We start from the raw sequence: 23,755 nt of genomic DNA, 5'->3' as shown, positions 1-23,755 counted from the left end.
CAGTGTACTAAACCAATAGCAATTATACAATATTTGTTTTATGTTTTCATAGCCTTTATACAAACTTTCTTTCCTTAATTGGATTTAGCCAACCATATTTATTTGTCAAAAAATCCATCGCTAGAAAACATCGGTCATATTTACGTAGGATTTCAAAAAAGGCTGTTTCAGCTTCGTAGCTTCCAGTTGACTGCAAATGAATGTAATTAGGATGTATTGTTAGTTTTGCATAGCTATTAAATTCATTCCATTCTAGAGTGTGTATATGACTTTCACGTTCATAATAGGAATAATGGCTAAGGCTAGATTCAATTTTTTGCTGGATACGCAATGTTGGAATTGCCCTCGTTATAAACTCAATTTGTTTATATAAAACTTGTTTCCGCTCTTTTACGGAATGGCTATATTCTAAAAACAGATGATAGATTAGTGATTCACGCCCAAAGTAATGAGTGGCAAATTCTTCTTCTATTAAATAAATATGATACTCTCTCATACTCTTTCCTCCCAATACTATCGTTAATGAATAGTATATTCGAAAGAGTCTGTGTTTTTTGTCTGAAACTGGAGTAAGAATCGTCTAGTTTTGTCGAAATCAGTGTTTACAAAGATAAGGGGCCGATTTCGACCCCTTTATACGTTATTGCAGTAATTGCTTTACTCGATTTACGACATTTTCAACGGAGAATCCATATTCTTTCATTACAATTTCACCTGGTGCAGAAGCGCCAAATCCGTGAATAGCAAGGATATCTCCCTCATCCCCGGTATATCGCTCCCATCCAAGTGGTGTTGCCATTTCAATCGCTAATCGCTTTTTCACATGTTTAGGAATAACGGATTCTTTATATTCTTTTGATTGTGCCTCAAAACGATCCCATGATGGCATACTGACTACAGATACCTCAATATTTTCGTTTTCGAGTTGTTTTTGTGCCTCCACTGCAAGACTTACTTCAGAGCCTGTTGCTAAAATGAGGGCTGCAGGTTGTCCTGATTTTGCAGGTGATACAACATATGCACCTTTTTGTACACCCTCATATGCGTTTTTATCTGTTCCTTCTAAAGTAGGTAGGTTCTGTCTTGTTAAAATAAGGGCTGTAGGAACATCTTTTGACTCAATTGCAGTTCTCCATGCAGCCGCGGTTTCATTTCCATCAGCTGGTCTAATCACAGATAAATTTGGCATTGCTCTTAATGCTGGCAATTGTTCAACCGGTTCATGGGTTGGTCCATCTTCTCCAACCGCGATACTGTCATGTGTAAACACATATGTGACCGGTATTTTCATTAAGGCAGCCAGTCTTATCGCCGGTCGTAAATAATCTGAGAACACAAAGAATGTTCCACCAAATACTTTAAGACCACCATGTAGAGCCATACCGTTTAAGGCTGCTCCCATTGCAAATTCCCGAACTCCAAACCAAATATTGCGCCCACTATAATCATTAGGCATAAAATCAGCTGCATCTTGGATCATCGTTTTATTTGATCCCGCTAAATCAGCAGAACCACCAAAAAATTGTGGTACACTTTTTGCAATCGCATTTAATGCTTCACCAGACGATGCCCTTGTTGCGAGCTTCTTTCCTACTTCATAGACTGGCAACGTTTTTTCCCAGCCATCTGGAAGTCTACAATCAATTGCCATTTCTAATTGCTTTCCAAGCTCTGAATTGCTATTTTTGTAATCATTAAATAATTGGTTCCATTCTTGTTCACTTTTTTCGCCGGCCTTTTTCACAGTTTCCTCAAAATGGGCATAGACCTCACTTGGAACATGAAAATCATTTTCAAATGTCCAATTGTATGCTTCTTTTGTTAGTTTTAATTCATCAGCACCTAATGGTTCGCCATGGGCCTTTGATTTACCAGCACGATTTGGAGAACCATAACCAATTGTTGTTCGAACCTCAATCAGTGCAGGACGTGTTAAATCTCCTTTAGCTTCATCAATTGCTTTATCGATTGCATCAACATCATTTCCATCCTCTACACGAAGATACTGCCAACCATATGCCTTGTACCGTTGTTCAATTGATTCCGAGAGTGCCTGGTCAAGGTCACCATCTAGAGAAATATCATTTGAATCATATAAAACAATTAAACGCCCTAATCTTAAGTGACCTGCTAGTGATGATGCTTCCCCAGAAATCCCCTCCATCAAGTCACCATCCCCACAAATGGCATATGTATAATGGTTTACAATTTCTAATGAGTCTTTATTGTAAACACCCGCTAAATGACGCTCAGCCATCGCCATCCCAACAGCCATTGCAATACCTTGCCCGAGCGGACCTGTTGTTGCATCGACACCAGCTGTATGTCCATACTCTGGATGTCCAGGAGTTTTACTTCCCCATTGGCGAAATTGCTTTAAGTCATCTATCGTCAAGTCATAGCCTGATAAATGAAGCATACTGTACAATAATGCAGATCCATGCCCCGCTGATAGAACAAAGCGATCTCGGTTAAACCATTTTGGATTTTTAGGATTATGCTTCATATGTCTAGTCCACAGGGCATATGTCATTGGGGCTGCTCCCATCGGCATTCCCGGGTGTCCTGAATTTGCTTTTTCAACTGCATCAATCGAAAGTGTTCGAATCGATGCTATCGACAAGTCAGTTATTGAGTGTGTCATAAAACAAAACATCCTTTCAAAATAATAGTCGGTTCTTATCTAGTATGCACAAAAAAAAAGAATACATAGAAATCTATGTATTCTTTGTTAATGTAATCTTTTGCGTTTACTCTCTTTTAATTTTTCAGGGGTTACATCATTACCCTCAGGATCTACAACCTTTACCGAGTGTAAGGTATTTGTCATTGAGCTTCTAAAAACGCGTAAATACTCTTGTCTAAGCTCTTGTTGTTCTTCTTTTTCTTTATCCGTAAGGCCAACTGACTTTGCTTTTTTTGCAAGGACATTGATCCGATTAAGTTTATCTTTTGAAAGCATAAAATTTCTCCTTGTTTCGTCTTTTCTAAATCATAGTTCATAGTACTAGATGAAAAGATTTTTTACAAGTAGTTCACTTTACATCACTAGCTGGCACTGATAAAAACCATTCCCATACTTAGTAAAACAAATAATACATAATAGATAAATCCACCTTGTAATTTTTTAAACATGTCATTTTCACTCCTACAGAATGTTTGTTCGCATTTGATGTTTTTATTATATACCGAACAAATGTTTTGTGTCAACAAAAATTCGAACTTATGTTTGTATAATCTACCAAAACATGCTATACTCTACTTAACAAATTCGATATTTGTCGAACAAAAAAGACAAATAACCGAACATGAAAAAGAATGAGAATTAGATACATATAAAAAATTAAAAGTAAGGGGATGAGTGTAGATGACGACAAAGCTTTCAAAACGGCAGCAGGACATATTGAATTACATAAAACAGGAAGTAAAAGATAAGGGCTACCCACCTTCAGTAAGAGAAATTGGGGAAGCTGTTGGACTAGCATCAAGCTCAACAGTCCATGGCCATTTGTCCAGACTTGAAAGTAAAGGCTTAATCAGAAGAGACCCGACCAAGCCACGTGCAATTGAAATTTTACAGTCCGATTCAAACGAAACAATTCCAACTGCAAAAGTTGTAAATGTTCCTGTCATTGGTAAAGTTACTGCAGGTCAACCAATCACAGCAGTTGAAAATATTGAAGAGTATTTTCCACTACCTGATCGGTTTGCCGCGCACGATGACCAAATCTTTATGCTTGAAATTATGGGCGACAGTATGATTGAAGCAGGAATTCTTGATGGGGACTATGTTATTGTTAGACAACAGCATACAGCAAATAACGGGGATATTGTTGTTGCTATGACAGAAGAAGATGAAGCAACTGTAAAACGTTTCTTCAAAGAAAAAGATCATATTCGTCTACAACCAGAAAACTCAATGCTAGAACCAATCATTTTAAAGAACGTATCCATTCTAGGTAAAGTTATCGGGGTATACCGTACCATTCATTAACAACCAAAAGGACCATTTCTTATTGAAGTGGTCCTTTTTTATATAGAAAAACCCCTAACAAATGTTAAGGGCCTCATTCTTAATACATCGTCATATATTGCTCGCGTTCCCAAGGGTGAACCTGGGTTCTAAACATATCCCATTCAATCTCTTTTGCTTCGATAAAGTGTTCGAACAGATGTCCGCCTAATGCCTTGATTAACACTTCATCCTGTTTTAATTTTTCTAATGCAAGTGCCAATGTTGGTGGTAAATCCGCAATTCCTGCTTCATTACGCTCTTCTTTATTCATAACATAGATATTTCTGTCAACAGGTGCTGGTGGTGTAAGTTTGTTCTTAATCCCATCTAAGCCTGCAGCCAGTAATACAGCCATTGCCATATAAGGATTTGCTGATGGGTCGACTGAACGCACTTCAACACGTGTGCTTAAACCACGTGAAGCTGGGATACGAACAAGTGGACTTCTATTTTGAGCAGACCAAGCAACATAACAAGGTGCTTCATAACCAGGTACTAAACGTTTATATGAGTTTACAGTTGGATTTGTAACAGCTGTAAAGTTAGGCGCATGTTTTAAAATACCTGCTATGAAATGCTTTGCATTATCACTTAATTGAAGGTCGGCATTTGGATCAAAAAATGCGTTTTCTCCACCTTTAAATAATGAAAGGTTACAGTGCATTCCAGAACCGGCCACTCCAAATAATGGCTTCGGCATGAATGTTGCGTGTAAACCATGTTTGCGGGCAATTGTTTTTACTACAAGTTTAAATGTTTGAATTTCATCACAAGCTGTAAGGGCATCTTCATATTTAAAATCAATTTCATGCTGACCCGGTGCTACCTCATGGTGTGAAGCTTCAATTTCAAAGCCCATTTCCTCAAGCTCTAATACGATATCACGGCGGCAGTTTTCACCTAAGTCTGTTGGCGCTAAATCGAAGTATCCCCCATTATCATTTAATTCAAGTGTGGGTTCACCGTTTTGATCTAATTTAAATAAGAAAAATTCAGGTTCAGGGCCAAGGTTGAAGTCTGTAAATCCTAGCTCTTCCATTTCTTTTAGGACTCTCTTTAAGTTATTGCGAGGGTCTCCCTCAAATGGGGTACCATCTGCATTATGAATGTCACAAATTAAACGAGCAACCTTCCCTTTTTCAGCAGTCCACGGGAATACTACCCAAGTATTTAAGTCAGGGAATAGGTACATATCGGATTCTTCGATACGCACAAAGCCCTCAATGGAAGAACCATCAAACATCATTTTATTACTCAATGCTTTTTCTAATTGACTTACAGGAATTTCAACATTTTTAATTGTTCCAAGGATGTCTGTGAATTGTAAACGAATAAATTTCACATTCTCTTCATTTGCTAAACGAAAAATATCATCTTTCGTATATTTGGACATTAAGTCTTCCTCCCCAAACCTAGTTGTAAGTATAGTTTGTTATTCATTCTTAATGAAAAAATCTCGACATATCACTATGATGAGGACCTGATTGCTTCTTAAACCTGCCTGCTTGAAGCAATTCATTCCTCAGCAATTTTCTTAGCTCAGAATTAGATATTTCATGTTTCACAGGCTCCATAAGTTTTTCTTCAACGATTGGTTGCTGTTTTTGAACTGCGAAAATTTGTTTAATTCCTGCTAGGTTGACTTTCTGCTCGATCAAGCTTTTAATCTCAAGTAATCGATCAACGTCATTAAATGAATATAGTCTACGATTTGTTTCGGTCCTTGCAGGAGAAATCAAACCATGTTCCTCATAATACCGGATTTGCCGGGCGGATAATTCAGTTAATTGCATGACAATTCCAATCGGAAAGAGTGGCATAGAACGTCGAATTTCATCACTCATATGGGATCCTCCTTTGCAAAGAATAATTTGATTTTAAATGATGTTAGATTATCTGTCAAGTTCATGTTAGATAACCTCACATGGAAATAAATAAAAAAACAGAGGCATTATTCCTCTGTTTTTATGGATATAAGTTGTTTTGAAAGTAAACGATTTAAGGCTAAACAAATTGCAATTTTTACATGTGAATAGGTAAGACCACCTTGTACGTACGCCACAAATGGTGGGCGCGTTGGTCCGTCCGCAGTCAGTTCGATGCTCGCACCTTGAATAAATGTACCTGCTGCCATGATCACATCGTCCTCATACCCTGGCATATAGCTTGGATATGGAGTTACATGAGAGTTGATTGGTGAAGCGAACTGTATGGCCTGACAAAAGGCAACCATCATATCTTTGTTGTCAAATTGAACAGATTGGATTAAATCTGTTCGTTCACTATCCCAGCTCGGCTCTGTCTTAAGACCCATTTTCTCTAAAATCGCTGATGTAAATACTGCTCCTTTTAAAGCTTGTCCTACAATATGTGGAGCAAGGAACAATCCTTGATACATTTCCTGAAGAGTGTAAAGTGATGCACCAGCCTCCGCTCCAATTCCAGGGGATGTCATTCGGTATGAGCACGCTTCAACGAGTTCTTTTTTCCCAACTAAATAACCACCTGTTTTTGCAAGCCCGCCTCCCGGGTTTTTAATAAGTGAGCCAGCAATTAAATCGGCCCCAACATGACATGGTTCCTGAAGCTCAACAAATTCACCATAGCAATTATCAACAAACACAACAACATCCGGTTTAATTTCCTTCACAAATTCAATCATTTCTTTAATTTCTTCAATAGTGAAGGATGGTCTTGTTGCATATCCTTTTGAACGTTGAATCCCGATCATTTTTGTATTCTCATGAATCGCATTTTTAATTGCTGCAAAATCGGGTTTTCCATCCGCTGTTAAATCGACAGTATTATAGCCAATATGAAATTCCTTTAATGATCCATTTCCTGAACCACGAATACCCACAATTTCTTCCAATGTATCATATGGTTTCCCAGTTATATAAAGTAATTCATCATTTGGGCGTAATACTCCAAAAAGTGCGATAGAGATTGCATGTGTCCCTGAAATAATTTGTTGACGGACAAGTGCCGCCTCACCGCCGAAAATATCGGAGTAAACAGCTTCTAGTGTATCTCGTCCCATATCGTCATAACCATAGCCTGTCGACGGTATAAAATGAGAATCACTCACTCGATTGTCTTGAAAGCTTTTGAGTACACGAAACTGATTATGATCGATATTTTTATCTATCTTTGAATGTACTTCTTTTATTTGTTGTTCTGTTTCATCTACTAATTTCGAAATTAGTTTACCATAATCTAATTCTGTAAACATGTTATTTTCCCCTCTTTATGAATAAAAATCCCTAAGCTGTCGTAATAAAGAATGACTTGGAAAAATAAAACCTGTGCAGTCATATTTTTCAGTATCCTCATTGTAATACAGTTCTTTTAAAATCGTTTCTTGTTTTAATTGTGCTAATATCCTACCTTCCGAGCTAGGTAGTGAAACCTTGTATTCTTCCATCTCTTGTGTCATGGAATCCTCTACCCTTGTCTTAATCATCACTAAATCATTTTTATCAAATGCACTAACCAAAACGGATTTAGATTTTGATGACGGAACAAAGTCAGGATGAACTTTATCTTTTTTATTATAAAGCGTTAATATCGGAATTGACACGACTCCTAATTCATCCAAAAGCTTTAACACCGTTTTTTCATGATTAAAATAATCTGGATTTGACGAATCAACCACATGAACAATTAAATCTGCTTCCTTTACTTCCTCAAGCGTAGAGCGAAATGCAGCGATTAGTGAAGTTGGCAAATCTTGAATAAACCCGACTGTATCAGTTAAAAGTGTAGTTAGTCCACATGGGAGTATCATTTTGCGAGTCATTGGGTCAAGTGTCGCAAACAATAAATTTTCCTCAAATGAATCAGCCTCTGTTAATCGATTAAATAAGGTCGATTTTCCCGCATTTGTATAACCTACCAATGCGATTTGATATGTATTGTTTTTCTTTCTTCGTTCACGATATCGCTCACGGTGCTGCACAATGACTGATAATTGATTTTTAATATCATCGATTCGTTTATGAATATGGCGTCTGTCTGTTTCTAGTTTTGTTTCACCAGGTCCCCTTGTCCCAATTCCTCCACCAAGCCTAGATAATTCTATCCCTTTACCTGTTAGTCGTGGAAGAAGGTATTGAAGCTGCGCTAATTCTACCTGTAATTTACCTTCTTTGGAATTAGCTCTAGAAGCAAAGATATCAAGAATAAGCTGGGTTCTGTCAATAACCCTGCTTTCAAGCTTAGATGAGAGGTTCCTTACCTGACTAGGTGATAATTCATCATTAAAAATGATAACATCTGGCTCTAATTCTTCTTCTAGAGTAACTAGTTCCTCCACTTTTCCTTTACCTATATATGTTGCTGAATGGACACGTTCCCGCTTTTGCGTAACAGTCATCACAACCTGTCCATTTGCTGTTTTAGTCAATGACTGTAATTCCTCGAGGGAATATTGGAACCTACTTTCGTCCTCGGTTTGAATCTGACAGCCTACAAGTATGGCTTTTTCTAATACTTTCTTTTCGTTTGCCAATCGGTTTACCTACTTTCTAAAATCAAATGCGCCTTGGCGTATTTGCGCCCGATTTTTTTAGGCCCGCACGAGGTGGGTCACAAAGACGTTGCCACAGGACGTGGCGTTTTTAGTCTTTGATTTTACCGCTCGAAAAACTACCATTGAAAAATCGTGGCATCCACCGGAGGTCTTAACTTTATTCAGTAGAAGTATGAGCTTCTACTGAATAAAGTAAAAGGTCTTTTACCTTAGGCTATCATATCAAATTTATCATAGAAATGAAATAAACCGCCTATTAAGCAGGCGGCAGGTTTATTCTTTAAAAATTAGATCCTGTGTTCTGATTGTTTGAAGCTCCTGTTTACTGTAACTATCATCAATTAATAATCTCATTGCTTGTGTACGTATCGATTTTTCAATGACATTCCGTACATAGCGACCATTGCTAAATTTCCCAGGGGACGTATCCATTTTTACATCATGTAAATGCTCTCGCAATTTTCTCTCTGCCTCAGGACTGAAGATATATTCACGTTCTTCCATCATTTTTGCCGAGATTTCCATTAACTGATCAACTGAATAATCTGGAAAATCAACGACTAGTGGAAAACGGGAATATAATCCTGGATTTAACGAGAGAAAGTGTTCCATTTCTTTTGAATACCCCGCTAAAATCAAGACAAATTCGTGTTGCTTGTCTTCCATATGCTTTACTAAAGTATCAATTGCTTCCTTTCCAAAATCCTTTTCTCCACCTCTAGCTAGCGAATAAGCCTCATCAACAAATAAGATACCGCCAATTGCCTTTTTAATTAAATCTCTTGTTTTTTGAGCGGTATGACCAATGTATTCCCCGACTAAGTCAGCTCTTTCCGCTTCAATTAGGTGGCCCTTTGAGAGAACATTCATTTGAAGAAATAGTTTTCCTAGTAAGCGAGCAACCGTGGTCTTTCCTGTTCCAGGATTACCTTTAAACATCATGTGCAATGCTTGTTTTCCTACCTTTAACCCCTGTTCCTCACGTTTTTTATTAATATAAATCCAAGCATATATTTCTTTTACCATTTTCTTCATTTCTTCCATACCAACAAGAGCACTCATTTCTTCCTCTATTTCTTTAAGAGCTGCATGTTTCGTTTGGATTTTCGCAGAAATAGCTTCTTTTGACGTAGAATGCAGTACCTTTAATTTCTTTTTTTCACCATTTAAAACAACATTTATTTGTCCATTGTTTTTCATTGTAATTGGTTGATCCAAGAGCTCTCACCTCTCTCCTATGTGTGTACATTATACGTTGTCGGGTTAATTTCGTGACAAAAGCCCAAGGAAAAAACAAAAGCTCTAAGCGCACCCGCCTATCGGTGACAAGAATAAGTTGAGCGCTGACAGAAGCTGCACTTTACCTTCCGAAGCGATTGGCTAGACCATAGATCCGATGGCGCCTGAAGCTAGAGGTAGACACGCAAAATACGTTTTTCCTTTATATTTCTACAAATTTTTCTTAGTTGTTACAAGAAATTCTTGCTTTTTGTCAAAGATTGCGCTTTCCCAGAAAATATTTCATATACAATAAGTATATGAGGTAAAATCCAAATCTTGATGAAAAAATAGACAAGATAAAAAAACAACCCTACTTTAAAAAGTAAGGTTGTTTTTGCGTTAAACTATTCCAGCTCAAGTTTAATATTTTTTTGCGGGGCAAAAGTAGAGATTGCATGCTTATAAATAAGCTGTTGCTTCCCTTCTGTTTCTAATAAAACTGTAAAATTATCAAATCCTTTTACTAATCCTCGTAATTGGTATCCATTTAATAAGAATACAGTTACAAATGTCCCATCCTTACGCAGTGTGTTTAAAATTTGGTCTTGAATATTAATTGCTTGTTTCATGAACAGTCCTCCTCTAGATCTTCGGCGAAAATGCCACTTTCATTGCCCTTTTTTAGACAAAACGAATAATCCTATTATTATCTATTCTCTTAAATTCCTAGCTTTCCTGCTATATATTTATAAATTTCATTAAATTTTTCTTGAAACTCATTCTTCGCTGTCATATCAAACCATTTTACATCCATTTTATTTCGAAACCAAGTTAGTTGACGTTTCGCATATCTACGGGTATTTTGCTTTAACTGATTGATTGCTGCTTCTAATGAAAGGGACCCATCTAAATAACCGTAAAGTTCTTTATAGCCAATTGCCTGGATGGATTGACAATCACGTAAACCCTGAGAATAAAACGTTGAAACTTCATCAAGCAGCCCTGATTCTACCATCAGATCCACTCTTTTGTTAATTCGCTCATACAATTTCTCTCTTTCCATAGTTAACCCAACAAGGGCTACATCAAAAATAAGCTCTTGTTGTTGCTCTTCCATATATTCCGTCATCGTTTTCCCAGTTGTCTTATAAATTTCCAAGGCACGGATGACTCTTCTTACATTATTAGGGTGAATTCGTTCCGCACTTTCAGGATCAATTTCTTTTAGCTCCTGATAAAGAGAACCCACACCATGTTCAGCAACTTGTTGTTCAAGATTGTTTCGGTACTCAGGATTTGAGGCATCATCGGTAAACTGATAATCATAAATGACAGATTGAATATAAAGCCCAGTCCCTCCAACTATCATCGGTAATTTACCGCGACTATGTATGTCAGAAATTAAATTTCTAACAACTGCTTGAAACTCTGCCACTGAAAAACTTTCATGAGGTTCCTTAATATCAATAAGATGATGTGGAATACCTTCCATTTCATCGAATGAAACTTTAGCTGTTCCGATATCCATCCCTTTATAAATTTGCATGGAATCACCACTAATAATTTCTGCATTGAGCTTCTTTGCAAGCTCTATACTTAATTTCGTCTTTCCAACAGCGGTTGGGCCAATTAGAACGACTAGTTTCTCTTTTTTCGATTCTTTCAATCAATCACTACCTTTACTTCAATTCATATTATTATCGTAACATAGATAATAAGACGAATACTAAATTATTATAACCAAATTGGCTAATAAAATAACATTTTTTTCTCACCTTATTTTAACTTTTATACAACTTTCGACATATACGGCAAAAACCCGCCAAATTAGCGAGTTTTCAATCGTTTTTATTAAAATCCTTACATAACTCGTTTGAACATTTTCTCCATTTCATAGGTCGAATGGTGTATGATGATTGGACGACCGTGCGGACATGTAAATGGATCACTTGTTTTTCGAAGAGTTTCAAGTAAAGCAAAAATTTCATCGTTCCGTAAATGATGGTTTGCTTTAATCGATGCCTTACAGCTCATCATAATCGCTGCGGCCTCTCTCAATTTCTTAATATCTATTTTCTTATCATTTAGCACTTGTTCAATAATTTCCTCGATGACTTCTTTTTCATCTCCCTTTGGAAACCATTGCGGATGTGACCGAACGATGTAACTGTTATGACCGAATGGTTCAAGGTAAATCCCGACCTTTTCTAAGTCCTGCTTGTGAGCATTGATATTAATACACTCATCAGTCGAATACTCTAAGGTAATTGGGAGAAGCAATTCCTGGAGATCTGAAATGTTTTCGCCAACTTTTTCTCTGAAATACTCATATTTAATTCTCTCTTGGGCAGCATGCTGGTCAATAATATATAAGCCCTTCTCATTTTGAGCAAGGATATAGGTCCCATGCATTTGTCCAATGGGGTACATGATTGGAACCCGTTCTCCAAGGGTCACGGCTTCTACGGTATTTGTAAAATCAATTTCTTCATATTCTTCTAATGGAACACGAGTTGCATCATTATTTTCTGCAATCACTACGTTTTCCATTTCATATGATTTTTCCTCATATGATGGTTGGGTTACCAGTGTTTGGGTTTCAATTATTTCTTCATTCCTCGGAAACTCTTTGAAAGTCTCCATTAATCTAGGAATATATGGTTGCTGTTGCTGAGGTTCCTTTTTTATGGAATGCTGAAACATAAATTCTTGTTGTTCTGATTTTTGTATTTCTTTCTTTTTTGGGTATGCTGCATCAGGGATTAATTGTTTATGCTTGAAAATATCCTTGATTCCTTCATCAATTAATTGGTTTAGTTCAGCTTCTTTACTAATCCTAACTTCAAGCTTTGCTGGGTGGACATTCACATCCACTAATAATGGATCCATCTTTATATCAAGTAAAACAATTGGAAATCTACCAATCGGCAAAAGGGTATGATAGCCTTGTTGAATGGCTTTTACCAATGGATAGTTTCGAATGTATCGACCATTTATAATAGTTGAGATATAGTTTCTTGATGCCCTTGTGACCTCTGGCATGGATACAAAACCTTCAACTTTAAAATCTAAGGATTCTAGCTGGATAGGCACCATTTGCTTTGCAATTCCTAAGCCATAAATTGCAGCCAGTACTTGCCTTACATCTCCATTACCACTTGTATATAATAGGCGTTTCCCATTATGAAGCAAACGAAATGAAATTTCTGGATGAGCAAGGGCAATTCGATTGACAGTATCGATAATATTCCCTAATTCGGTATGAACCGTTTTTAAATATTTCAAGCGTGCTGGAGTGTTAAAAAAGAGATTTGAAACGGAAATATCCGTCCCCTTACGACTACTTGTTGCCTTTTTCCAAGCAAACTGACCGCCTTTAATTAAAATATGTGTGCCTGAATTGTCCCCAGTGCTAGTCTTCATTTCAAGCTCTGACACGGAGGCAATACTCGGAAGCGCCTCTCCTCTAAATCCTAACGTACGGATTCGAAACAGATCGTTTTCGTCCTTTATTTTACTCGTTGCATGACGATGAAAAGCATTTACGCAATCGTCGCTATCCATGCCGTCCCCATTGTCGATAATTCGAATTTTGGAAAGGCCCGCCTCTTCAATTTCAATTTCAATAATTGTACTATTTGCGTCAATGGCATTCTCGACTAATTCCTTCACTACAGAGGCTGGTCGCTCGACCACTTCCCCCGCTGCTATTTTATTTGAAAGAAGGTCATCTAGTTGGATGATTTTCCCCATGCCTTCACCTCATTTATCAAATGCGCCTTGGCGTATTTGCGCCCAGATTTTTTCGAGCCTGCTCGAAAAATTACCTTTTAAAATCTGTGGCATCCGCCGGAGGCTTAAATTTATTCAGCCGGGCTTTGAACCCAGACTGGATTTTATACACTTTTGCATTTATCTCACACTTTTATAAATAGGGCACTTCTACTGAATAAATTTATCCTTTTAATTGTTTTTGAATTTCATATAATCTATTGATGGCTTCTAGTGGTGTTAGACCTAGAATGTCCATCTCTTTAAGGGATTTCAATACATCCTTTTCTTTTGAAGATACTGGTTTTTCTTCTTTTTGATAGGAAGCCTTTGTTTCCTCAAAAAATGAAAGCTGTTGATTACTGGAAGGGTCGATTGAAACTTCCCTCGTTGCCATGACTTCCTTTTCACCTTGTTCAAGCTGTGCCAATATTGCTTTAGCACGTTCAATTAGGTTATCCGGAAGCTCCGCAAGCTTTGCGACGTGAATCCCATAACTCTTATCTGCGGGACCTTCTTTAATTTTATGAAGAAAAACAACATTTTCGTTCTCCTCAACTGCACTTACATGAACATTCACTAGATTTTCGAGCCCCACTTCCAAATCTGTCAACTCATGATAATGCGTGGAAAATAGAGTATGGGCTCCGATATTTTGATGAATATACTCAATAATTGCCTGGGCTAAAGCCATCCCATCATAAGTGGATGTGCCACGTCCAATTTCATCAAATAGTAATAAACTCTTAGATGTTGCATTTACAATCGCATTTTTCGCCTCAAGCATTTCAACCATAAACGTACTTTGACCAGAAATTAGATCATCTGCTGCTCCAATTCGGGTAAATACTTGGTCATAAATCGGTAAGACCGCCTCACTTGCTGGAACAAAGCAACCAATTTGGGCCAATATCGAAGTAAGGGCAATTTGTCTCATGTACGTACTCTTACCAGACATGTTTGGACCTGTGATAAGTAGCAATGAACGACCCTGTTCCATCACACAATCATTTGGAACATATTCCTGTGATTGCATTACTTTTTCCACAACTGGATGACGTCCATCTTTAATTATAAGCTGACCATTCGAAAAATGAGGCATACAATAGTGACGTTCCTCGCTAATCGTAGCAAAGCACTGCAGTACATCAAGTTCACTAATGACTTTTGCTAAAGCTTGAAGTCTTGGTATATACGCCTTCACTTGTTCACGAATATCAAGGAACAAATCATACTCCAATTGGACAATCTTTTCTTCTGCTTCAAGGATTAATGTTTCTTTTTCTTTAAGCTCAGGGGTAATAAAACGTTCCGCATTAGATAAGGTTTGTTTTCTTTCATACATACCTTCTGGCAAAAACTGCAGGTTTGCCTTCGTTACTTCGATATAATAGCCAAATACACGGTTATATCCTATTTTTAAGGACTTAATACCAGTCCTTTCACGTTCCTGCTTTTCCAATGCTGCAATCCACGTTTTTCCATTTCGACTTGCATCACGATATTGGTCAAGAGTGGCGTTGAAACCATCCTTAATAATATCTCCTTCCTTAATAGTCAATGGAGGTGATTCCTTAATCGAATGCTGTAAAAGACTTGTTAGTGATTCACAAAGATCCATTTGCTTTCCGAGATTGTCAGCATATGGATGCTTAAGCTGAGTCACAATATTGTAAATTCCTGGAACCTGTTCGAGTGATTTTTTTAGCTGTAACAAGTCCCTTGCGTTCACATTTCCATAGGCGACTCTTCCAGCAAGACGTTCCAGGTCATAGACTTCCTTTAATAATTCTCTTAATTCTAACCGTTCAAAATAGTGATCAATAAAGGTTTGTACCATGTTTAAGCGTGCTTCAATTTCATTTTTATTTAATAAAGGTCTGTCAATCCATTGCTTTAACAGGCGCCCGCCCATTGCAGTAACGGTTTGATCTAAAAGCCATAATAAAGAACCTTTCTTTCCTTTGCTACGAATGGTTTCAGTTAGTTCTAGGTTACGCTTAGAATAGAGGTCAATTTTCATAAACTGATTTGTATAATAAACCTTAACCTGTTGTAAATGATCAAGTGATCGTTTTTGTGTTTTCATTAAATAATTTAATAATCTTCCAAAGGTAAGGACTAACTTTTCATCCTCAAGACCATTTGTAATCACTTGTAAATGATCTGCTACCTCAGTATTATCTTCATGCGAAATCGTAACCTGACAACGTTCCATCATCTCTTTTTTATATTTTTCATCAAAATCAGATGGGACAACTACCTCTTTAACCCCATTTGCATAAATTTCGCCGATAACATCTTCAAAATGCGAAGACAATAACGATACCCGGTTTTCTCCGGTTGTTAAGTCGGTTAGGGCGAACCCCAAATAACCATCTGAAAAGCTAGTAACGGAAGCTAAAAAATTATTCTCTTTATCTGAAAGGTTTTTTCCCTCCATCACTGTTCCAGGTGTGATTAATTGGATAACTTCACGTTTAACGACACCTTTTGCTTGTCTTGGATCTTCCGTTTGTTCACAAATGGCGACCTTATATCCTTGATTCACTAACTGTTCAATATAACCTGAAGCAGCATGATAAGGGACCCCACACATTGGAATTTTTTCTTCCGGGCCTCCTCCTCTAGCAGTCAAGGTAATTTCCAATACTTGGGATGCTCTAATCGCATCCTCAAAAAACATTTCGTAAAAATCTCCAAGTCGAAAAAATAAAAAGGCATCTTGATAATCTGCCTTTATCGCTAAATATTGCTTTATCATCGGCGTATATTCTGCCATTTATTAATCCCCCAACAACTTTGATTCTTATGATATTATAACATAAGTTAAAAAAATGATGGGGGAGACTTGTCTTCCATATAATGAAAAAAAACTAGGAAGTCGTGCCTCCTAGTTTCAATTATTCTTCTAAATCCCCAACTAAGAAGTCAGGATTTAAATCCTCAAATTCTTCGTCGTCTACATCCCAATCCTTCAAATCGTCATAGCAACCATCTGGATTTACATGGACACATACCTTTGTTTCGCCAATCACTTCTGCAAGAAGCTCTCTTTCTACCTCAACAAGAATTTTGTTTCCGTTAGGAGAAATTGTGCATTCTAAGCAATTTGGCTGTTGTAACACTTCAACAATCACGTCACAGCTATCACCTAAGAAATTCTCATCTCTATACTTGAGTTTGATGCAATCTTTGTATGAAAGTGTTTCGGTAACGACCTCTGTTTTTGTATTGTTACCAAAAGAATACCACGCGTTGACATCGAATGTGCCACTTACTTCTACCGTATTCCCTTTTTTCTCCGCTTCATAACAGTGGTTAATGATCCAGCATCCTAAAATGTTGGATGGGTGGTGTGGTGGAGAAATTGTATAAGTAGACTGCGAAAACTTACGTCCTTTACCTACAACAGCTTTTGTAATAATCTCTCTGTATTCAGACATTCGAACAAACCCTCCTCAATCAATCTTCAATTCATCCTATGCGGGACATTTGACTAGTGTGCTAAAGACTGATTTCTTTTTCAAAACTTTTTGCAAGTCACTTCGCTTTTTTTCTTGTGAGTACATGAAAAAAGTTTAATAAACGATTCAAAGTAAGTACTAAAAAAACGCAATGTCCTTCTTTTTATACTTCAACCTTACGATTACCGTATAGTTCATTGTATGCGCGTTCGCCCATTTATGTACCTTTTTTTAAAAGCTGTACAAGCAAAAATATAAAATCGGAGTGACCAAGCAAAAAAAAGGGCTGCCCGAAAAGTCATTGAAAAATGACTTTTGAGGGCTGCCCCTCCTTATTTATTTAATGTTCCGATTAGAACGTAGCGTTGATTTCCACTGCAGGTTCTCGCTTTCCGCAGGCGGTCCGAGAGCCTCCTCGTCGCAAGCTCCTGCGGTGTCTCGAAAAAGTCCATGTCGAGTTCGGGATTGTAGCATTGGCACACAATCTACTGAAAGTAGCTGGGATCCGACTAACTACTTCAATGGGAATAGTACGACAAAAAAGCAGCGAGAGAAAAACTGTTTGATTTTCTCTCGCTGCTTTACTTTTTTAGGGACTTTTTTAGACAGCCCCTTTACTCTTTAGTGGCAACCACAGCCACTATTGTTATTTACTTTTGAACCTGTTTCACCTGCTAATAAATCTCCGCCGGTAGATGTAATAATTTCATTTGTTACATTGTTTGAAATGGTATGTGCTACAAGCTGAAGAAGATCATTTACTTCAATTTGTGAGTTTTTGAATTCTTCCACAACTGGAATGCTATCAAGCTCTGCTTGTAGATTATCAATTTTTTCTTCAACTTGCTTTAATGCTTCAGACTTACCATAGTGCTGGAAATTAACGGCTTGTTTTTGCAAGCTTTTAATTGTTTCAATCATTTCTTGAACTTTTTTGTTCTGGTTGATTTGTGCTTCTGCCCGTTTAAAGAAGTCAACTTCTTCCGTTTCAGAAATCATCTTTGCAAGCTCTGTTGCACGCTCAACGATTTGTTCTTTTGTGTATTGTGCCATTTTATTTCACCTCTACCGCTTCTTCGATCATTTCTCCATCTAATGACCAAGTTTTTGCTTGTATAATTTTTACTTTTACAATTTTACCAAATGCTGATTTGGGGCCTTTGAAGTTGACCAATTTATTCTTACTTGTATATCCAGCTAAAACATCTGGATTGTTTTTACTTTCACCTTCAACAAGAACTTCAACAATTTGATCTTGATATGCAAGGTTTTTCTTTGCAGAAATCTCATTTACAAGTGCATTTAGACGTTGAAGTCTTTCTTTTTTCACTTCCATTGATATATTGTCTTCCATTTTTGCAGCTGGTGTTCCTTCACGTGGTGAATAAATGAAGGTATATGCAGAATCGAATTCTACCTCTTTATATAAGGAAAGAGTTTCTTCAAATTGTTCATCCGTTTCATTAGGGAAACCAACAATAATATCAGTTGTAAAGGAAGCATTCGGAATTTGTTCCTTCATTTTGCGAACTAACTCTAAATAAGATTCTCTTGTATATTTACGAGACATTAATTTTAAAACTTGAGAGCTTCCAGATTGTACAGGTAGGTGGATGTGCTCCATCAGGTTTCCGCCTTTAGCAAGTACTTCTATCAAATAATCATCAAAATCACGCGGATGACTTGTTGTGAAACGAATACGTGGGATATCAATCTTACGTAGTTCATCCATCAAGTCTCCTAAACCATATTTAATATCAGTAAAATCCTTACCGTAGGCGTTTACGTTTTGACCTAGTAAGGTAATCTCTTGGTAACCTTGTCTTGCTAAATGACGTACTTCTTCAATAATATCCTCCGGACGACGACTACGTTCCTTACCACGTGTATAAGGCACGATACAATATGTACAGAATTTATCACAGCCGTACATAATGTTGACCCAACCCTTGATATTTCCTTTACGTACTTTTGGAAGGTTTTCAATAATGTCTCCTTCCTTTGACCATACTTCAACAACCATCTCTTTACTAAACATTGCTTCTTTTACAATGTGAGGAAGGCGGTGAATATTATGGGTACCAAAAATCATATCAATAAAATGATGTTTTTCAAGAATTTTATTAACAACTGATTCTTCTTGGGACATACATCCACAAACACCGATTAAAAGATTTGGTTTTTCAAGTTTTAATGGTTTAAGATGGCCGATTTCACCAAATACTTTGTTTTCTGCGTTTTCCCGGATTGCACACGTGTTAAGTAAAATGATGTCAGCATCCTCGGTATTTTCAGTAGGCTCATAGCCCATTTCCATAAAAATACCGGCCATTACTTCCGTATCATGCTCATTCATTTGGCAGCCGTACGTACGGATTAAAAAGCGTTTTCCTTTTCCCGCATCCTTCATATCCTCAGGAATCGAAAATTCTTTTAAGTAATTGACTTGTTCTTTACCACGTTTCTTCGCATCTTTTAATGAAGGTGGCTGATAAACGGATTGAAAATACTTACTATAATCCTTTTCGGATTTTTTGTCCGCAGGTTTTACTTGAGTACTTTCAAGACGTTGTTTTTCGTTCATGTGGTATCTCCTTCCTTTTTAAAAAAACTACCAGTTAAAAAATCTTTAACGCTAGGAACCTACACATTTATCTAGTATAAGGTTTAACAAGATTTAAAACAATAAAACCGTTAAAAATGTAGAAATTTGTACATTTTTAAGAGCCAAGACATACATGATTATTTTATCATTCGAGAAACAGTGAGTAAAGGCATAACAAAACACCCTACTAAGAGAAATTCCTTAGTAGGGTTATGTTCACATTTTACATAAATTCTGCAACTAGCTTATCGAACTTTTCTTCATCAAGGTTCAAATCGGCATGTACGAGTGGAGTTTCATTATATCCATGAACAAGTTCTTGATAGGAAGGCTTTTCTGTATTTTGATAGATAAGCCCTGTCACAAGACTGTTATGCTTCATTAATGTCTGCATAGCTACTGAACGATCAGATGGATCATATCCTTCTACGTCTGCTAGTTTTATTAGGTTTTCTTTAAACCAGTCATATGTGTTCACTTTGTTGTATGTAACACATGGGCTAAATACGTTAATTAATGAGAAGCCTTTATGCTTGATTCCAGCTTCAATTAGTGCCGTTAAATCTTTAAGGTCCGTTGAGAAGCTTTGCGCAACAAAAGTTGCCCCAGCTGTTAATGCCATTTCCATCACGGAAAGTGCAGACTCGATTGAACCTTTCGGGGTACTTTTTGTTTTAAAGCCCATTTCACTTCTTGGTGAAGTTTGACCTTTTGTTAAACCATAAATTTGATTATCCATAACAATGTATGTGATGTCGATATTACGACGAATCGCATGGATAGTATGGCTCATCCCAATTGCATATCCATCTCCGTCACCACCAGAAGCAATAACAGTTAAATCACGGTTAGCCATTTTTACCCCTTGTGCAATTGGTAATGAACGTCCATGAATACCGTGCAATCCGTAGGCATTGATATATCCAGAAATACGTCCAGAACACCCAATCCCTGATATAACAGCTAGTTGTTCCGGCTCAAGGCCAACATTTGCAGCCGCACGTTGAATTGCTGCTTGGACGGAGAAGTCGCCACATCCTGGACACCAGTTAGGTTTTACATTATTACGAAAGTCTTTAAACGTTGCCATATTAGAACAACTCCTTACATTTTGTGTGAACTTCATGAGGTAGGAACGGATTACCGTCATACTTTAAGAAATTAGTAATCTTGTCTGCATGTCCTACATTCATCTTCATAATGTTTGCGAGCTGACCTGTAGCGTTATTCTCAACCACTAATACCTTTTTAGCTGACTGAACTAACGGCAAAATTTCGTCAGTTGGGAACGGATGAATTAAACGAATCTGTGCATGGTTCACCTTAATACCATCATTCTCAAGGCGAGTCATTGCTTCCTCAATCACACCGCGAGTGGAGTTGAATCCAACAACTAAAAGGTCTGCGTCTTCATGTTTCACATTTTTATGAACTGGAGTCTTAAATTGAATGTTTTTAATTTTTCTAAGGCGCTTTTCCATTTGATCCTTACGGTTGCTTGCAACCTCAGATGGCTTACCTTGTTCATTATGTTCAACACCCGTTACATGGTGGATCCCATTCTTAACACCTGGAACTACACGTGGAGATACTCCGCTCTCTGTCACTTCATAGCGCTTAAAGTATTCCTTATTCTCTAACTCTGGTAATTCATCGTCAAGAATTAGATTCCCACGTCTGAGTTCTATCTTAGAATAATCAAGTGGTTCAACTGTTTGCTTACCTAATGAAAGCTGTAAATCTGTTAGAAAAATAACTGGACATTGATATTCTTCAGCTAGGTTAAAAGCTTCGATTATGTCATAGAAAGCTTCCTGAACAGTACTTGGAGCCATCACGATCTTAGGAATCTCTCCGTGTGTACCATAAATCATTGCCATTAAATCAGATTGTTCTTGCTTTGTTGGAAGACCTGTACTTGGGCCTCCACGCTGTGTATCAATAATAACAAGCGGAGTTTCAGTAATACCTGATAATCCGATTGATTCCATCATTAAGGATAAACCTGGTCCAGCGGAAGCAGTAAATGCGCGAACGCCCGCATAGTTAGAGCCAATTGCCATTGTACATGCAGCAATCTCATCTTCCGTTTGGATTACTGTTCCACCAAATTCAGGTAGTTTGCTAATTAAGTATTCCATGATTTCAGAAGCTGGTGTAATTGGATATGCAGGCATAAATCTTGCCCCACCTGCTAAAGCACCCAAAGCAATTGCGTCATTACCGATCATGAACATGCGTTGCTTTCCGTCTGCTTTTTCTAGCTTCATTTTAATGTCTTCGCTAAGTTGATCTTCTAGGAATTTGCTGCCTGCCTTGATTGCTTCCATATTCTTCTCTACAACCTGCTGACCTTTACGACCAAAGATTTCTTCTACTACATTTAGATAAACACTTAAATCAAGATCTAATAATGAGCTAGTTGCACCAATCGCAACCATATTTTTCATAAGGGACGTTCCAAGTTCAGTTGCAATTTGAGTAAAAGGAACAGAATACAAATGAACATTGGTGTTTTCAGGAATGGTTGGTCCGAATTTAGCATCCGCCAACACAACTCCCCCATCACGTAACTCGTGAAAATTAAAATCAATTGTTTCCTGATCAAAAGCTACTAAAATATCAAGATCGTCAGAAATTGAACGAACTTGAGTTGTACTTACTCGAATTTTGTTATTCGTATGTCCACCTTTAATTCGTGATGAAAAGTGGCGATAACCGTATAAATAGTAGCCTAAACGATTTAGAGCTATGGAAAAGATTTCCCCCGTACTCTCGATTCCTTCTCCTTGCTGTCCGCCAACTTTCCACGAAAGTTGATTGATCATGACTTACACCCCTTTGGAATACGTTCTATATAAGATTTTTTAGTTTTTAAGTGTATAGCACTTTCCAACTGAGCTGTAGTAATTTTATTATGTAAAGAAAGGACTTTTCCAACTACAAAGATGGGAGAAAATCGCCAAAAATGAAGTGCAAAAAGGTGTCCAAATTTATACTGTTGGATATGTACTAAACGCTTTCATTCTAGACCTATCAACGAAAAAAAGCAACCCTTAGTAAGCAAATTATAGAGAAAAATGCATATTTTTTTATTTTTCAATTACTTTTAATCTATTCCCATTAAAATCGGTTGTTTTTATCTTGGTAAATTTTCTACAAAATTGTGAAATAGGAATTTTTTCACCTGGCTGTCTGAGTACTGTTTAAGCAAATTATTAACAAGACTATCGAATCCTGAGTAGCTTTCGAGCCCGGTTGTTGTATCAGTTATTCCATCAAAATCAGATCCAAATCCAACGTGGTTTTCTCCGCCTAATGCACAAATATAGTCAAGATGTTTTAATACATCATCAATTGTTGCACAATCATTATTGCTTAAAAATTGTGGGACAAACGTGATTCCAATCATGCCGTTTTTTTGAATAAGTGCGCGAATTTGTTCATCCTGTAGATTGCGTCGATGATTACAAATGGCAATAGCATTTGAATGAGAAGCAATTGGGTAATCCGCTATTTCCATGACATCCCAAAACCCTTTAATCGATAAATGGGATACATCTGTCCATATCAATGAATTATTGTGCTCCTTCACAACCTCTTTCCCGAAGCTAGATAGTCCCCCTCCTCGAGGTTCTCCTACACCATCTGCAACAAAATTGGCGTAATTCCATGTTAAACCAACTGAGGACACTCCAAGCCTTATTAACGTTTGAAGCTTAACTATACTTTGATCAATTGCATCACAGCCCTCAAGCGTTAAAAATGCACCAATTTCATTTTCTTTTAAGGCTAAGATATCCTCTCTTGTTCGTACCACTTTTAATAATGGCGAAGGAGCAATTACTTTTTGATAAAAAATTTCTACCATCTCTAACGCCACTTCAAATCGGCTTTCTGGCCTTACTTCTTCTGGTATATAGATTGCAAAGCATTGCACCTTGCTACCTGAAGCTCTTAGTTGATTGTAGGTTATATGTAATTTTGGTGAGTCTGCAAAATCAATGGTTGGATCCACCCAAATTTTATATAGAACATCTGAATGGGCATCAAATATTTTCATAAAAATCAACTCCTTTATAAAATGAGCCTTGGCGTATTTGCCGCCCGATTTTTTTAGGCACACAAAGTGGGTCACAAAGACG

General features: G+C 37.3%; 19 protein-coding genes. 1 reads left to right on the top strand and 18 read right to left on the bottom strand.

The window, feature by feature from the left end; translation table 11 throughout:
• Positions 1-55: 55 nt before the first annotated feature.
• From sirA to V7112_RS20100, 3 genes are all read right to left on the bottom strand, one after another.
• Positions 56-496, bottom strand: coding sequence for a sporulation inhibitor of replication protein SirA (gene sirA / locus V7112_RS20110; RefSeq protein WP_335423195.1), 441 nt, complete (start codon positions 494-496; stop codon positions 56-58).
• 144 nt (positions 497-640) lie between these two features.
• Positions 641-2,644 carry a transketolase gene (gene tkt / locus V7112_RS20105; protein ID WP_335423194.1) on the bottom strand — a complete coding sequence of 668 codons (2,004 nt, stop codon included), beginning with the start codon at positions 2,642-2,644 and terminating at the stop codon, positions 641-643.
• An 87-nt stretch (positions 2,645-2,731) separates the two neighbouring features.
• Entirely contained in the window at positions 2,732-2,962 is a 231-nt protein-coding gene (locus tag V7112_RS20100) for a DUF896 domain-containing protein (protein WP_335423193.1), read from the bottom strand.
• 405 nt (positions 2,963-3,367) lie between these two features.
• On the opposite strand from V7112_RS20100, the gene lexA reads away from it, so the two are divergent.
• Positions 3,368-3,994, top strand: a complete 627-nt coding sequence (gene lexA, locus V7112_RS20095) for a transcriptional repressor LexA (protein ID WP_335423192.1) — start codon at positions 3,368-3,370, stop codon at positions 3,992-3,994.
• A 79-nt stretch (positions 3,995-4,073) separates the two neighbouring features.
• Here lexA and glnA read toward each other — a convergent pair whose 3' ends face one another.
• The 15 genes from glnA to V7112_RS20020 all read right to left on the bottom strand — a co-directional run bounded on the left by glnA (position 4,074) and on the right by V7112_RS20020 (position 23,673).
• Positions 4,074-5,408 (bottom strand): type I glutamate--ammonia ligase, encoded by a 1,335-nt coding sequence (gene glnA / locus V7112_RS20090; protein ID WP_335423191.1) that lies wholly within the window; start codon positions 5,406-5,408, stop codon positions 4,074-4,076.
• Between the two features lie 49 nt (positions 5,409-5,457).
• Positions 5,458-5,859 (bottom strand): MerR family transcriptional regulator, encoded by a 402-nt coding sequence (locus tag V7112_RS20085; protein WP_335423190.1) that lies wholly within the window; start codon positions 5,857-5,859, stop codon positions 5,458-5,460.
• A 107-nt stretch (positions 5,860-5,966) separates the two neighbouring features.
• Complete coding sequence (locus V7112_RS20080) at positions 5,967-7,247, bottom strand: aminotransferase class I/II-fold pyridoxal phosphate-dependent enzyme (protein WP_335423189.1); 1,281 nt, start codon at positions 7,245-7,247, stop codon at positions 5,967-5,969.
• A 15-nt stretch (positions 7,248-7,262) separates the two neighbouring features.
• A complete protein-coding gene (gene hflX / locus V7112_RS20075; RefSeq protein ID WP_335423188.1) occupies positions 7,263-8,525 on the bottom strand; it encodes a GTPase HflX in 1,263 nt (420 codons plus the stop codon).
• A 294-nt stretch (positions 8,526-8,819) separates the two neighbouring features.
• A complete protein-coding gene (gene spoVK, locus V7112_RS20070) occupies positions 8,820-9,746 on the bottom strand; it encodes a stage V sporulation protein K (RefSeq protein WP_335423219.1) in 927 nt (308 codons plus the stop codon).
• Between the two features lie 425 nt (positions 9,747-10,171).
• Positions 10,172-10,396, bottom strand: a complete 225-nt coding sequence (gene hfq, locus V7112_RS20065; RefSeq protein WP_057999880.1) for an RNA chaperone Hfq — start codon at positions 10,394-10,396, stop codon at positions 10,172-10,174.
• 89 nt (positions 10,397-10,485) lie between these two features.
• Positions 10,486-11,433: a tRNA (adenosine(37)-N6)-dimethylallyltransferase MiaA gene (gene miaA, locus V7112_RS20060; RefSeq protein WP_335423187.1), complete on the bottom strand. Its 948-nt coding sequence runs from the start codon at positions 11,431-11,433 to the stop codon at positions 10,486-10,488.
• A 194-nt stretch (positions 11,434-11,627) separates the two neighbouring features.
• Entirely contained in the window at positions 11,628-13,520 is a 1,893-nt protein-coding gene (gene mutL, locus V7112_RS20055; protein WP_335423186.1) for a DNA mismatch repair endonuclease MutL, read from the bottom strand.
• Between the two features lie 202 nt (positions 13,521-13,722).
• Positions 13,723-16,320, bottom strand: a complete 2,598-nt coding sequence (gene mutS, locus V7112_RS20050; RefSeq protein WP_335423185.1) for a DNA mismatch repair protein MutS — start codon at positions 16,318-16,320, stop codon at positions 13,723-13,725.
• A gap of 121 nt (positions 16,321-16,441) precedes the next feature.
• Entirely contained in the window at positions 16,442-16,984 is a 543-nt protein-coding gene (locus V7112_RS20045; protein ID WP_335423183.1) for an outer spore coat protein CotE, read from the bottom strand.
• 642 nt (positions 16,985-17,626) lie between these two features.
• Positions 17,627-18,058 carry a RicAFT regulatory complex protein RicA family protein gene (locus V7112_RS20040; RefSeq protein WP_335423180.1) on the bottom strand — a complete coding sequence of 144 codons (432 nt, stop codon included), beginning with the start codon at positions 18,056-18,058 and terminating at the stop codon, positions 17,627-17,629.
• A gap of 1 nt (position 18,059) precedes the next feature.
• Positions 18,060-19,589: a tRNA (N6-isopentenyl adenosine(37)-C2)-methylthiotransferase MiaB gene (miaB, locus tag V7112_RS20035; RefSeq protein WP_335423177.1), complete on the bottom strand. Its 1,530-nt coding sequence runs from the start codon at positions 19,587-19,589 to the stop codon at positions 18,060-18,062.
• Between the two features lie 244 nt (positions 19,590-19,833).
• Positions 19,834-20,700, bottom strand: a complete 867-nt coding sequence (locus V7112_RS20030; RefSeq protein ID WP_335423176.1) for a 2-oxoacid:ferredoxin oxidoreductase subunit beta — start codon at positions 20,698-20,700, stop codon at positions 19,834-19,836.
• A gap of 1 nt (position 20,701) precedes the next feature.
• On the bottom strand, positions 20,702-22,438 hold the full coding sequence (locus tag V7112_RS20025; protein WP_335423173.1) for a 2-oxoacid:acceptor oxidoreductase subunit alpha: 1,737 nt from the start codon (positions 22,436-22,438) through the stop codon (positions 20,702-20,704).
• A 311-nt stretch (positions 22,439-22,749) separates the two neighbouring features.
• Positions 22,750-23,673 carry a dipeptidase gene (locus V7112_RS20020; protein WP_335423171.1) on the bottom strand — a complete coding sequence of 308 codons (924 nt, stop codon included), beginning with the start codon at positions 23,671-23,673 and terminating at the stop codon, positions 22,750-22,752.
• Between the last annotated feature and the right edge of the window lie 82 nt (positions 23,674-23,755).

The organism is Bacillus sp. JJ1566 (genome assembly GCF_036962685.1).
In the GTDB taxonomy this organism is placed as follows: domain Bacteria; phylum Bacillota; class Bacilli; order Bacillales; family Bacillaceae_L; genus Ferdinandcohnia.
Note: the sequence above shows the minus strand (reverse complement) of the source record. Positions and strands in the feature narration are given on the sequence as shown.

Coding starts and splice junctions, on each gene's coding strand:
- sirA (WP_335423195.1), bottom strand. CDS start 496: ATGAGAGAGTATCATATTTATTTAATAGAAGAAGAATTTGCCACTCAT.
- tkt (WP_335423194.1), bottom strand. CDS start 2,644: ATGACACACTCAATAACTGACTTGTCGATAGCATCGATTCGAACACTT.
- V7112_RS20100 (WP_335423193.1), bottom strand. CDS start 2,962: ATGCTTTCAAAAGATAAACTTAATCGGATCAATGTCCTTGCAAAAAAA.
- lexA (WP_335423192.1), top strand. CDS start 3,368: ATGACGACAAAGCTTTCAAAACGGCAGCAGGACATATTGAATTACATA.
- glnA (WP_335423191.1), bottom strand. CDS start 5,408: ATGTCCAAATATACGAAAGATGATATTTTTCGTTTAGCAAATGAAGAG.
- V7112_RS20085 (WP_335423190.1), bottom strand. CDS start 5,859: ATGAGTGATGAAATTCGACGTTCTATGCCACTCTTTCCGATTGGAATT.
- V7112_RS20080 (WP_335423189.1), bottom strand. CDS start 7,247: ATGTTTACAGAATTAGATTATGGTAAACTAATTTCGAAATTAGTAGAT.
- spoVK (WP_335423219.1), bottom strand. CDS start 9,746: ATGAAAAACAATGGACAAATAAATGTTGTTTTAAATGGTGAAAAAAAG.
- hfq (WP_057999880.1), bottom strand. CDS start 10,396: ATGAAACAAGCAATTAATATTCAAGACCAAATTTTAAACACACTGCGT.
- mutL (WP_335423186.1), bottom strand. CDS start 13,520: ATGGGGAAAATCATCCAACTAGATGACCTTCTTTCAAATAAAATAGCA.
- mutS (WP_335423185.1), bottom strand. CDS start 16,320: ATGGCAGAATATACGCCGATGATAAAGCAATATTTAGCGATAAAGGCA.
- V7112_RS20045 (WP_335423183.1), bottom strand. CDS start 16,984: ATGTCTGAATACAGAGAGATTATTACAAAAGCTGTTGTAGGTAAAGGA.
- V7112_RS20040 (WP_335423180.1), bottom strand. CDS start 18,058: ATGGCACAATACACAAAAGAACAAATCGTTGAGCGTGCAACAGAGCTT.
- miaB (WP_335423177.1), bottom strand. CDS start 19,589: ATGAACGAAAAACAACGTCTTGAAAGTACTCAAGTAAAACCTGCGGAC.
- V7112_RS20030 (WP_335423176.1), bottom strand. CDS start 20,700: ATGGCAACGTTTAAAGACTTTCGTAATAATGTAAAACCTAACTGGTGT.
- V7112_RS20025 (WP_335423173.1), bottom strand. CDS start 22,438: ATGATCAATCAACTTTCGTGGAAAGTTGGCGGACAGCAAGGAGAAGGA.
- V7112_RS20020 (WP_335423171.1), bottom strand. CDS start 23,673: ATGAAAATATTTGATGCCCATTCAGATGTTCTATATAAAATTTGGGTG.